Source organism: Paenibacillus sophorae (genome assembly GCF_018966525.1).
GTDB classification, from domain to species: Bacteria; Bacillota; Bacilli; order Paenibacillales; family Paenibacillaceae; genus Paenibacillus_AQ; species Paenibacillus_AQ sophorae.
The window spans coordinates 1,660,983-1,673,600 of the sequence record NZ_CP076607.1; the positions used below are offsets into that span (position 1 = coordinate 1,660,983).

The window sequence follows — 12,618 nt, forward strand, 5'->3', positions numbered from 1 at the left end:
CAAAAAAGCAGCAACGCCTTCAAAGGCAATGCTGCTGTGCTGTGCTCACCGCTTATTTCACGACAAGCGTGAAGCTTACAATAGCGGCAAAATCATCGAACGGGAGGCTCTCCGGGGGGTTATACAGCGTGGCGGTGTAGGTGCCTTTTCCCTGTTCCGGCTTGATTCGGTAAGTAAAGCTGCCGTCCTTGGCTACTGGAATGCTGACAGCCTTGCTCTCCCTTTCATGGGCCGGCCGCAGTGTGAGCCGTAGAGAGGAGAAGCCATTACCTCCGGCTGTTATGGCCCCGCTTAAGTCGGCATAAGAGGATGTCTCCGCGTAGCCCGCCGGCCACGAGGTTCCGTCGCTTGAGGTCAGCTTCAGAGCCATGGCCAGGGAGTCGTAGGACGGATTACCGCTGTAACGGAAAGAAATATCGGCTGCGGTTAACGCGGAACCGACGGGAATGGTGTTGATGACGCGCCCTGTTATGGAGTCGCGGTATACGAATTCATTGTCCCCGGGCAAAAGAGGAATGCTGACCCGGTACATGGCGTATTTACGTCCGTTATAGCCTTGCGGAGGTTTGCTTTGTTCGTAGCTGTACGAACCGAAGGAACCGAACCGGCTGCTCTCGTATGAAAAATTCCCGACACCGAATACAGATAAGGTGAGCGTGTCACCGGACGCCTGAAGTGCACGGTTGTTCGTGAACCAGCCGGTATGCTGGATTTTTCCCGTCTTCGCTGCAGAAGAATAGCTGAATACTAAACCCAACTGCTCATGCAAAAAACGGAGCGGTACCAATGTAACGCCATTCGCTTTGCGGACTTTGATGGTGGCGACTTTTTGATTGCCTTTATACACTTGACCTGTTTTTAAATGAAGCTTAAGCAGATTGTAGTATCCGCTCTCCGAGAAATAAATGGCATTCTCCGCCGGGACGGTCTGCATATTGCCCTTAATAAATGCAATTGCATCTTTTAAAGGAAAATAGGGATTTCCGTCAATTAGAAGGGGAGCGCTGCTGAGTGTAGTACGCTTGTTCTCCCGGGGATGAAACACGGTCGTACTGCTGATCCGCCAATTCAGTTCCGAATCCATCGGCAGCAGCACCACATCCGCCTGACCCAGCAGATTAATAACCGGCCTGAAGCTGTAAAGCACCGACAGGAAATCGGCGAGTGAAGTATGGCTTACCAACTTGTAGCCTGTCTTGCTGTCAAAGGACCAATAGGCGGAGTAAACAGCACTGTTCCCCGTGCCCGATACGTTAACGATGCCTTTCGCGTCGGCAGATAAGGGTGTTGCGAACTTCGCGGCCTGGGAGAAGGCCTGAATAAGCTGCCGTTTGCGGCTGGCAGTGAACGCTGCGGAGGAATCAGCATAAATAGTCCAACCGTTCTTTGCAAGCAGAACCGTATCTCCATGCGGGAATGACGATTGGGCTGCTCCGGCAGAAGTTTCAATCAAGACGTCCCGGGAATTTCTTACAGGCGATGCCGCGCCGGGCAGCGTGCTGGCGGCGGAAGGAGCTTTGTCTGTCTTGTAAAGCTGGATGGCATAACCCTCCTTCGTTAGCCGGCTTGAAATGCCATAATATGACGAGCCAGAATCGGGCAGGCGGGTAGGAAGATAGGCGGTCACGGGACTGGACTTATACAGTTCATTCGCAAGCGGTTCCCAGAAGCTGCGGTACCCAAAACCCGGGTCCAGAACGACCCGTCCGCCGGCCGATCCGGGCGCTGCTTCTGCTGCGTTTCTTCCGGCCCAGGGAATCATCGCGGCCAGAAGAAACACAAGAAGGGCTGCGGCGGTCCATTTAAAAGCCGGTTTAGTTCTATAAACGCTCTTCACTAATCACTACCTCCTCAAACGCTTGTTTGTCATTTAAAGAGCAGACACAACAATTAGACGTTTGTAATTTCCAAAAGTTTCTAATCAATTAAGCGTCAGCCTTTTGAGACAGCAGCACAAAGCCCCGAACCAAGCGGTTCGGGGCTTCCTTATTATAAAAATGGGGTTTTAGCTCTCAACCGCTACTGACAGCCCGAGTCCTTCGGCAATGCGTGTGCCGAATTCGGGATCGGCTTTGTAGAAATGACCGATTTGGCGGAGCTTAATGTCATCCTGTTCCACTGGCCTCATTGCATCGACGATGTTGCGCACCAGTCTGGCGCGTTCGTCTTCGCTCAGCAGACGGTACAGATCGCCCGGCTGGGTATAATGATCGTGATGGTCGTAGGCGACGCTGGCGGCCTGCCCGGAGACTTCATATGGGGCAATCTTGTGCTCCGGAGACTCTTTCGGTCCGCCGAAGCTGTTCGGCTCGTAGTATACGGAGGCGCCGCCGTTGTCGCCGTAGGCCATTGCGCCGTCGCGCTGGTGGTTATGCACCGGGCACTGCGGACGGTTGATCGGGAGCTGATTATGATTCGGTCCGACCCGGTAGCGGTGGGCGTCGGCATAGGCGAACAGACGGCCCTGCAGCATTTTGTCGGGAGAAGCCTCGATGCCTGGAACGAAGGAACCCGGGGAGAAGGTGGCCTGCTCCACTTCGGCAAAATAGTTCTCCGGATTGCGGTCCAGAACCATGCGGCCGACTTCAATCAGCGGGTAATCTTTTTGCGACCATACTTTGGTGACGTCGAACGGATCGAACCGGTACGTATCCGCGTCTTCAATCGGCATAATCTGCACGTACAGCTTCCATGCCGGGAAATCGCCGGTTGCGATCGCGTTGAACAAGTCCTCCGTATGGTAATCCGGATGCTCGCCGGCGATTTTGGCTGCCACATCGACATCCATGTTCTGAACGCCCTGCTCGGTTTTAAAATGGTATTTCACCCAAACGGCTTGTCCCTCAGCGTTGACCCATTTGAACGTATGGCTGCCAAAACCGTGCATATGACGAAGCGTTGCCGGAATGCCGCGGTCGGACATCAGAATGGTAACCTGATGCAGCGACTCTGGCGAAAGGGACCAGAAATCCCAAACCGCTGTCGGATTTTTCAGATGGGTCTGAGGATGGCGCTTCTGCGTATGGATAAAGTCCGGAAATTTGATCGCATCGCGGATGAAGAAGACCGGCGTATTATTGCCGACGAGATCATAGTTCCCTTCCTCGGTATAGAACTTGACGGCAAAGCCGCGCGGATCGCGCACGGTATCGGCCGAGCCCAGTTCGCCGGCAACGGTGGAGAAACGGATGAACATGGGCGTACGTTTGCCGATGTGGGAGAGGAAGGCTGCCTTTGTATATTGGGACATATCCTGAGTGACTTCAAAATATCCGTGAGCTCCGGCGCCCTTGGCATGAACGACGCGTTCCGGGATGCGCTCTCTGTTGAAGTGGGCCAGCTTTTCCAACAGATGGACGTCTTGGATCAAGGTCGGGCCCCGCGAGCCGGCGGTCTGCGAATTTTGGTTGTCTCCTACCGGAGCGCCCCAACTGGTCGTTAAGTGGTCATGGTTTGAACTCATGCACATGTCACCTCGTAGAATTTAGATTTAGTATAAGTATTATAATAACTATAATCATGAGAAAATCAATCTTTTTAAATAATATTTTAAATAGAAAAATTAGAATTGATATAGCTGGAAGAGAGTGATAATACGGAAATGAGGGGGGGAAGTCTCCGGCGGATCAACAAGATAAACTCCTACCGGAGTCTTTTCGAAGAAGCTGCCCGGTCCTTCATTAGCGGTTGTTTTTTCTTTAAACTAAAAAAACCCGTCCGAAACGCGGACGGGTTTGATGAGGGGAACGGAGTCAGGAGGAGATATACATTTTGCCGTAGTATTCCTCCAGCATTCGCTTGGTCGCGAATTCCGTACGGGTCGTCTCAATGCTTCTGCGCATCATTTGCGTCCATTTTTCGCGGTTGTCGTAATAGGTCGGCAGGACGCGGCCGAGAAGTGTATCGTACAGCGCTTCGCTGTCATGACGGTCCAGCAGCTCGAAGTCGGTCGTCTCGAAGCCGTCGCCGATCTGCCAGCCGTTCTCGCCGTCGATACAGGCCTCGGGCCACCAGCCGTCGAGGATGGAGCAGTTGAGTACGCCGTTCATGGCGGCCTTCATCCCGGAGGTTCCACTCGCTTCCAGCGGTCTTCGCGGATTGTTAAGCCACACATCGGAGCCGCGTGTCAGCATCGCCCCGATCGTCATATCGTAGTTCTCCAGGAAGACGACGCTTTTCGGATACTTTTTCATCATGGAGACAAGGTTGCTGACGATTCTTTTGCCGGTGTCGTCCAGCGGATGAGCCTTGCCGGAGAAGACGATTTGCACCTTGCCTGATTCAAGGTAGGGCTCGATGATGTCGGGCCGTGAGAAAATGAGATCGCTTCGTTTATAAGGGGCGGCTCTGCGGGAGAAGCCTATCAACAGATTGTCCTCGTTCAGCCGGATGCCGGAACGTTCCTCGATAAACCCGATCAGCTCGTTCTTGATTTCCGCATGGGCACTCCATAGGTCACCGTTCTCTTCGTAGGCGCGGGTGATGCGTTCATCCACCCAAGTAGGCGTATGAATGGCATTGGTAATGGCAATGATCGGCGAGCGGCCAGGAACTTCCTTCCACATTTTGTTCGCGGTCTCGGCATGAAGCTTGGCTACCCCATTGGAAATGCGGGAGAGGCGCAGACCGGCGACAGTCATGTTGAACGGTTCTCCGCCGATGCGCTCCATCTGGCTGCGGGTCAGTCCGTTGAAGGCGCCCATATACTCCAGACGGCTCAGCGGATGGGATTCATTGCCCTCCTTGATCGGGGTATGGGTGGTAAATACAATCTCCTGCCGGGTCGCCTTCCAGGCTTCTTCAAAGGTATCACCGCCGGCCATTTTTTCACGGATCAGTTCAATCGCCGCCAGCGCGGCATGACCTTCGTTAAAATGATACACATCCACCGGGATTTCCAGCGCCCGCAGGGCTTTCACCCCACCGATTCCGAGCACGATTTCCTGGGCGATCCGTTCTTCCCCGAACCAGCCGTATAGCTGGCCTGTAATCCATGCATCGGCATTCTCCGGTATGTCCGTGTCCAGCAGGTAGAGCGGATTATTGCCAAAATGCTCCGTTTTCCAAATCTTGCAGATTACGTCTAGGCCGCGGATCTTGACAGTCACTTTTACGCCGGTATCTTCGAGAAAATCGTAAACATAGTTGTGATAGGAGTCATACGGATTGCCGTTCGCGTCGATTCTTTGGTCGGTATAGCCCTGCTTCCACTTCAGGCCGATGGGAATGATCGGGACATTGATATCCTTGGCGCCCTTGATGTAATCGCCGGCCAGAATGCCGAGCCCCCCGGCGTACATTTTAAAATCGGAATGCAGCCCGTACTCCATGCTGAAATAAGCGACTGACGGTAAGTTCTTCTCACTCAAGCGGATAAGCCTCCCTAATCTTCGGATTAGATTGAATTGCAGCGAATTCTTGCGGCTGTATCGTAGATGCAAACGTTTGACTCATTAAAATGTAAATCGCTCATTTGAAAACGATTTCAGTTATATTTTAACATAAATCAACCGCATGTGTAACAACGTTTTTGTGAGAGATGTCAGCAGGAACCCCAGCCGGGCAAGCGATTCCACGTAAATGAAATGGCGGACCGAGGAGTAGCCATTGATCCGCCATTTTGGACCTGCGAAGCTGCCCCGTACATCGGCACCAACGTGTGTATAGTTAGAACTGTTTATGCGTTTTTTGAAAAAAATTCTTTCCATAACTTATAGCGAAATTTCGGAACTCCGTGGCGGCTGGAGATAGATAGCGGTTGCGGACACTCGCGACATAAATAAAACGTTCATAAGACGGGTTCTTGATATCGAGCACATCCACATCAAAATGGGAAAGGGCGGAAATACGGGGCATTACCGCAATGCCGTATCCTACCGATACAAGACCCGCCATGGCGGTGTCCTCTTCAATTTCGCATACGATGTTTGGTCTTGCGCCCACCTTGGCGAACAAACTGTCGATGATCGGCCGCAGGCCGCTTTTTGGATTGAAATAAACCATGGGATAGGAAGCCGTGTCCTTAAGATCGATGCTGCCGGCTGCAGACAGCGGATGATTCTTGGGCGTGATGACGACCAGCTCTTGCTCGGCCAAAGGAATAAACTCGATCTCGGGTTCATGGTCGATATAAGAGCAGAAGGCGATATCGTATTGGTCGTCCTTCAAGCCTTGGATTATATTTTTCGTATTTCCCTGATGAAAAGTGAAGGACATTTTCTTATGTTCATCAAGTAAGGAAAAAGACTGCACCAGCGCGGGTACGAAATGAGCACCCAGCGTGTAGATAAAAGCAAGGTCGATCACCCCGCTGGAGGGGCTGGTCAGCTCGCGGACCTTCTTCTCGCCTTTTTCCAGTTCGTCCAGAGCGCGGTTAACATAACTAAGGAAGAGCTTGCCGTACTTGGTAAGCCGGATATTCCGTCCCTGCTTCTCAAACAGATAAGTTCCCAGTTCCTTCTCAAGCTCCGATATGGCGTGGCTGAGGCTTGGTTGGGTAATGGATAATTTGATCGCCGCCTGTGTAATATGTTCCGTTTCAGCAATTACCCGGAAATACTGCAGATGCCGTAAGTTCATGGTGGTTCACTCCTTTATATATAGATACATTCTATTGAAAATGCTCAAAATATGAATTAGATTTATAATAACACGTCCTCTATAATAAGCATGTGAAGATTTTCACTTGAGCGTATAAGCTTTTTATTATGGAGGGGACAACATGTATCAACATCTTTTTTCGCCGCTGACCGTTAAAAGCATGACGATAAAGAACCGCATTGTAATGCCGCCGATGGGCACGAACTACGGTGATCCGAACGGTGAGTTTACCGAGGATCATATGAAATATTACGAGAGACGGGCAAAAGGCGGCGTTGGACTCATCATTGTGGAAAATGCATGTCTTCAGTTCCCGATGGGCTCCAACGGAACGACGCAGATTCGCATTGACCACGACCGCTACATTCCGGGCATGTACAGATTGACCGAGAAGCTGCACAAGCACGGAGCCTGCGTAGCGCTGCAAATCAACCATGCCGGGGCTTCCGCGGTGCCTGAACGGATTGGCGGCCAGCCTGTATCTTCCTCGAACATTCCTTCGAAGACGGGAGGAGCCGTTCCCCGCCCGCTGGAGAAGGACGAAATTCAGGGTATCGTCGAGCAATACGGCAAAGCGGCGAAACGTGTGGTCGCAGCCGGTTTCGACGCGATTGAAATCCATGCAGGACATTCGTATCTTCTCTGCCAATTCCTGTCGCCGGTCTATAACAAGCGGACCGACGAGTTCGGCGGCAGCTTTGAGAACAGAGCGAGATTTGCGCGGATGGTTATCGACCGGATCAGAAAGGAAGTCGGACCTTTCTTCCCGATCATGATGCGCTTCAGCGCGGACGAGTTCATCGAAGGCGGCAATACACTGGAGGACACGCTGCAAATTCTCGAGTTTTTGAATGATGAAGTCGATATCTTCAACGTTTCTGCGGCGCTGAACGATTCCCTGCAATATCAGATCGACCAAATGAATCTGCCGGACGGCTGGCGCGCTTATCTGTCCAAAGCGGTCAGAGACAAGTTCGGCAAGCCGACCATTGCCACCGGCAACTTCCGCGATCCGGCCGTACTCGAAAAGACGCTTGCAGACGGCGATGCGGACCTGATCGGTATCGGCCGCGGACTGATCGCCGACCCGGATTGGGTGGGCAAGGTGCAGACCGGACATGAAGACATGGTTCGCAAATGCATCTCTTGTAACATCGGCTGCGCCGGACACCGGATCGCGCTGAACCGTCCGATCCGCTGCACGATCAATCCTGAAGTCATCCACGGCGAGGATTACAAAGAGAACAAGGTAACCCGGCAGACCAATGTTGTCGTAATCGGCGGCGGCACCGCCGGCCTTGAAGCGGCCTGCACGGCTGCCGAGGTGGGCTGCACCACATTCCTGTTCGAGCAAAGACCACGTGTAGGCGGGCTTGCGCGGGAAATCGCCAAGCTCCCGGACAAGAAAAGAATCGCCGATTTTCCGAACTACCTGGAAAAGAGAAGCCAGAAGCTGAAAAACCTGATTACCTTTACCAACACGAAAGCCGACGCGCAGCTTATTGAAAACTTCAAGCCGGATGTTATTATTAACGCTACCGGTTCGAAGCCGCTCCTGCCGCCGATTGCCGGACTGCTTGAACATATCGACAAGGAAGGCGAGAACATTCTGTCCATTTTCGGTCTGCTGCGCCGTGTCGACGAATTCTCGGCAATGGACCTGGAAGGCAAAAAAATCGTCGTTATCGGCGGTGGAGCCGTTGGCCTGGACGTTGTGGAATTCTTCGCGGAACGGAAAGCCGAGGTTACGATCGTTGAACGCCTGCCGGAGCTAGGCAGAGACCTGGACCTGATCACCAAGCTGTCGATGATGCAGATGATCAAGGACAAGAATGTATCCGTTCATACGCTCACTGCGCTGGTGGAAGTGGCGGGAGATCATTTCAAAGTCAATTATGAGGGCGAGGACAAGAATTTCGAGTTTGACTACGGCTTTGTCTGCCTGGGAATGAAACCGGAGAATCCGGGTCTTGCTGAACTGCAGAACCATTTTCTGCAGCGGAATGTCGAGGTTGTAAACATCGGCGACAGCTTTAGAACCCGCAAAATTCTCGACGGCATCCGCGAAGGACGCAATATTCTTTCGACCTTGGAAAAAATCGGCGCATTGTAATCCGCGGCGCTATTAAAGGAGAGAACACTCCTAGACAATAGATCAATTGACAACGAAGGGAAGTAATAAAAGAATGGCAGAGCGCATTACAGGTTATACACAGCTTATAGGTTTGCTGGGAACTCCGATTGCCCACAGCCTGTCTCCAACCATGCACAACGAAGCTTTTGCTAAACTTGGACTTGACTATGTATATATGGCCTTTGGCGTCGGCAACGAACAGTTGCCTGACGTCATCAAGGGCTTCCGGGCATTGGGCCTTCGCGGCTTCAATGTTACCATGCCGAATAAATCGCTGGTGCTGGACTATCTCGACAAGCTGTCTCCAGCCGCTGAGCTGGCAGGCTCGGTGAACACCGTTGTTAACGATGAGGGTGTTCTGACCGGCCATATCACGGACGGCACGGGATACATGCGGGCGCTTAAGGAGGAAGGCATCAATGTTATCGGCGAGAAGATGACGATTGCCGGTGGCGGCGGCGCCGCTACGGCGATCTGTATTCAAGCCGCGCTTGACGGAGTAAAGGAGATATCCATCTTCAACAAGAAGGATAAGTTCTATCCCCGCGCCGAAACGACCGTGGAGAAAATCCGCTCCAAAACCGACTGTAAAGTGCAGCTGTTCGATGTTGACGATCAGGAAACGCTCCGTCGGGAAATTGCAGACAGCGTGATTTTTACCAACGCTACCGGGGTAGGGATGAAGCCGCTTGAAGATCAATGCCTCATTTCCGACCTTTCAATGCTGCGTCCGGATTTGGTGGTATCGGATGTAGTTTATATTCCGAAGAAGACCAAACTGCTGGAAATGGCCGAAGCCAGAGGCTGCCGCACAATCAACGGTCTGGGCATGATGCTGTGGCAGGGAGCCAGAGCCTTCGAGATCTGGACCGGCAAAGAAATGCCTGTCGGCTATATCAAAGAGCTGCTGTTCTAGAAATCCGATCTATTTATTCATCCGCGGCGTATGCGGGGGGTAGAGGTTTTTATAGAAAAGTTTGTGAAAAAATTAACTATTTAAATATTTTCCTTATTGGGAGAAAAGATTGGGTGGAACCAGATGAAAAATAAATATATGCCGACAGCAATTTCTCTGTATATCAACTACTTTGTGCATGGGATGGGTGCCATTATTATGGCCCAAAATATGGATTTCTTAACCAAACAGCTTCATACGGACACTACCGGGGTCGCTTATGTCATTTCGGCGCTCGGCATTGGCCGGCTGCTCGTGCTCTTTGTATCCGGCGTGTTATCCGATAAATTTGGACGTAAGCCGTTCGTGTTTACCGGAATGGCGATTTACGCGCTGTTCTTCGCCGGTATTTTGGTAGCTCCGAATGTGTCTGTCGCCTTTATTTTCGCCCTGCTCGCGGGGATGGCCAACTCGATATTGGATTCCGGAACCTATCCTGCGCTGATGGAATCTTTTCCCGAAACGCCGGGCACAGCCAATGTTATCATCAAGGCTTTCATTTCCGCCGGACAGTTCGCGCTGCCGCTGATTATCAGCATGCTGATTTCGGGTGATCTATACTACGGATATTCGTTCCTGCTGTGCATCGCGATCTTTATCGTGAATGGACTCGTGCTGTCTCGTCTTAAGTTCCCGGACCATAAAGTTCAGGCGGCTCCGGCAGCCTCATCCGAAAGCGGCAGCGACAGCAAATTCAGAAACAAACCGAATTTCTGGATTGAGGGAATCTGCCTGATTTTAATCGGTTACACCGCCACGGCTACTTTTTATCTGATTTCCGTCTGGCTTCCCAAATACGGTGAACAGGTCATACAAATGTCCAAGACGTCGTCGCTTCAGTTAATCAGCTATTACAGTATCGGGTCGCTCCTGGCGGTATTCGTTACATCTTATCTTGTCAAAAGCCTGGTTCGTCCAGTGACCTTCGTGCTGCTGTATCCGTTCATTTCTTTTGTGGCGCTTCTGGTGCTCTGGCAGGTGAGAACACCGCTTGTCTGCGTTATCTCCGCCTTTGTGATCGGGTTCTCGGCTGCGGGCGGGGTGCTTCAGCTGGCGCTGACTACGATGTCCGAGTTGTTTCCGAGCAGCAAGGGGAAAATTACAGGTATCGTCTATACGGCATCCAGTCTGGCTACGTTCTCCATCCCGGTAATTACCGGCATTTTGTCCAAGACGAGCATCAGCAATATCATCCTGTTTGACGCAATCGTTACCTTTGTCGGCGTACTGCTGGCGATAATCGTAAATATGCGGTACCGTAGAGTTATTAACCCGGTTTCTGCTGGGGTTCAAGCTTGAGTGTTATGAGAATGAGTAAGGAGTGAAGTCAATGACCGGTACGGTTAAGGTTAAACAAGTCACCATAGGAGAGGGCATGCCGAAGATTTGCGTTCCGATGGTCGGAGCGACGGTTGCGGAATTGAAAGAAGAAGCCGAAGCGCTAAAATCACTGGATCTCGATGTAGTGGAATGGCGGGTAGATTTCTTCGATCAGGTTGAGAATATTGAAGCAGTCAAAGCGGCGCTTGCCGATATCTGTAATATAATTCCGGACTTCCCGCTCGTCTTTACGTTCCGCAGCGCCAAAGAAGGCGGGGAAAAGGAGATTAGCACGGAATATTATGCGGAACTGAACCGGGCGGCCGCCGAAACGGGTCTGGCCGATATTATCGACGTCGAGCTGTTTACCGGGGATGATACTGTAAAATCGCTGGTTGATTATGCGCATCAGCAGGGCGCCTATGTCATTATTTCCAATCATGATTTCCATAAGACGCCGCCTAAAGAGGAGATCATTTCGCGCCTGGAAAAGGGTCGGGAGCTTGGCGGAGACTTGCCTAAGATCGCATTGATGCCGGCTGACGCCGGGGATGTATTAACTCTGATTGAAGCAACTTATACAATGAGGGAAAAGTTTCCCGATTGCCCGGTTATAACGATGTCGATGGCGGGAAAAGGCATGATCAGCCGGATTGCCGGAGAGGTATTCGGCTCCGCTCTGACCTTCGGATCGGCTAAGAAGGCGTCGGCGCCGGGGCAGGTTCCGGTGTCCGAGCTGCGCACCGCTCTGGAACTGGTGCACCGCAGCCTCTAATCCGGCAGGACGGGAAGCCTCGCACACGAAAAGAACCTATTACCATAAAAAGGTGATAGGTTCTTTGCACTTTCTCAGAAAGCATCGCTAGCCGGATCATACAGTTCCCAGCCGAGCTTGATTGTATCGATAATATGGTCTGCTATTTCTTCGGGGTCGAGCGAATCGGTAGAGACTTTGGAGTTATTGGCTTCGTAAATGGACTGACGGCTGTAGAACAACTTCTCAATCTCCTCCAGCGACTTGTTCTGCAGCACCGGACGGCTGTCCATGATGAGCTGCAGCCGGTCTTTCCAGGAGTCCCAGCTTAAGTCGAGATAGAAGACGATGGAGTTGGCCAGACAGACCTGCTTGATTTCTTCTTGGAGAAAGGAGCCTCCGCCCAGCGAAATAATCTTCAATCGGGTTGTACGGCACAGCTTGGTAATGAATTCTTTTTCCATTTGTCTGAAAGCTTGTTCACCCATCGATTCAAAGATCTTTGGCACTGGCATGCCGTGAAGCTTCTCGATTTCCTGGTCTATATCGATAAAATCGCGGTATAGCTTATCGGAGAGATGTCGGCCGATTGTCGTTTTGCCGACGCCCATAAAGCCGATAAGCACAATATTCTTTTCCCGTAAAGGAATATCATTGTTGATTTGCAAGCCCATTCCACTCCTTACTAACACGGAAGCTGATAACTTTTGCATAAACTGCCGCTTTAAATGAATAAATTCATTATAAGGTCCACAGAAAATTACAGCAATAGCCAGAATATAGAGGGTAGACGGGAATTCTGAATGATGTGAATTTGTTCACAATAATGTGACAAACCATTGGCGGAGGCAGGCG

At 51.5% G+C, this 12,618-nt stretch carries 9 protein-coding genes; 4 read left to right on the top strand and 5 right to left on the bottom strand.

The window, feature by feature from the left end:
• Nucleotides 1–52: 52 nt before the first annotated feature.
• The 4 genes from KP014_RS07845 to KP014_RS07860 form a co-directional block, all read right to left on the bottom strand.
• Nucleotides 53–1,837, bottom strand: a complete 1,785-nt coding sequence (locus KP014_RS07845; RefSeq protein WP_036598676.1) for a stalk domain-containing protein — start codon at nt 1,835–1,837, stop codon at nt 53–55.
• A gap of 168 nt (nt 1,838–2,005) precedes the next feature.
• The gene (gene katA / locus KP014_RS07850; protein ID WP_036598678.1) at nt 2,006–3,463 is read right to left on the bottom strand and encodes a catalase KatA; all 1,458 of its coding nucleotides are present in this window, start codon (nt 3,461–3,463) and stop codon (nt 2,006–2,008) included.
• Between the two features lie 289 nt (nt 3,464–3,752).
• Complete coding sequence (gene glgP, locus KP014_RS07855) at nt 3,753–5,369, bottom strand: alpha-glucan family phosphorylase (protein ID WP_036598680.1); 1,617 nt, start codon at nt 5,367–5,369, stop codon at nt 3,753–3,755.
• Nucleotides 5,370–5,667: 298 nt separating this feature from the next.
• Entirely contained in the window at nt 5,668–6,579 is a 912-nt protein-coding gene (locus tag KP014_RS07860; RefSeq protein ID WP_036598681.1) for a LysR family transcriptional regulator, read from the bottom strand.
• A gap of 142 nt (nt 6,580–6,721) precedes the next feature.
• Here KP014_RS07860 and KP014_RS07865 point away from each other — a divergent pair, with 142 nt between their 5' ends.
• From KP014_RS07865 to aroD, 4 genes are all read left to right on the top strand, one after another.
• Nucleotides 6,722–8,713, top strand: a complete 1,992-nt coding sequence (locus tag KP014_RS07865) for an NAD(P)/FAD-dependent oxidoreductase (protein WP_090834500.1) — start codon at nt 6,722–6,724, stop codon at nt 8,711–8,713.
• A gap of 73 nt (nt 8,714–8,786) precedes the next feature.
• Nucleotides 8,787–9,650: a shikimate dehydrogenase gene (locus tag KP014_RS07870; protein WP_036602605.1), complete on the top strand. Its 864-nt coding sequence runs from the start codon at nt 8,787–8,789 to the stop codon at nt 9,648–9,650.
• Between the two features lie 123 nt (nt 9,651–9,773).
• Complete coding sequence (locus tag KP014_RS07875) at nt 9,774–10,988, top strand: MFS transporter (RefSeq protein WP_036602606.1); 1,215 nt, start codon at nt 9,774–9,776, stop codon at nt 10,986–10,988.
• A gap of 31 nt (nt 10,989–11,019) precedes the next feature.
• Nucleotides 11,020–11,784: a type I 3-dehydroquinate dehydratase gene (gene aroD / locus KP014_RS07880; protein ID WP_036602608.1), complete on the top strand. Its 765-nt coding sequence runs from the start codon at nt 11,020–11,022 to the stop codon at nt 11,782–11,784.
• Between the two features lie 74 nt (nt 11,785–11,858).
• On the opposite strand, the gene KP014_RS07885 is transcribed toward aroD, so the two are convergent.
• Entirely contained in the window at nt 11,859–12,431 is a 573-nt protein-coding gene (locus KP014_RS07885) for a shikimate kinase (RefSeq protein ID WP_425517261.1), read from the bottom strand.
• Between the last annotated feature and the right edge of the window lie 187 nt (nt 12,432–12,618).

Coding starts and splice junctions, on each gene's coding strand:
- katA (WP_036598678.1), bottom strand. CDS start 3,463: ATGAGTTCAAACCATGACCACTTAACGACCAGTTGGGGCGCTCCGGTA.
- KP014_RS07860 (WP_036598681.1), bottom strand. CDS start 6,579: ATGAACTTACGGCATCTGCAGTATTTCCGGGTAATTGCTGAAACGGAA.
- aroD (WP_036602608.1), top strand. CDS start 11,020: ATGACCGGTACGGTTAAGGTTAAACAAGTCACCATAGGAGAGGGCATG.
- KP014_RS07875 (WP_036602606.1), top strand. CDS start 9,774: ATGAAAAATAAATATATGCCGACAGCAATTTCTCTGTATATCAACTAC.
- KP014_RS07865 (WP_090834500.1), top strand. CDS start 6,722: ATGTATCAACATCTTTTTTCGCCGCTGACCGTTAAAAGCATGACGATA.
- KP014_RS07870 (WP_036602605.1), top strand. CDS start 8,787: ATGGCAGAGCGCATTACAGGTTATACACAGCTTATAGGTTTGCTGGGA.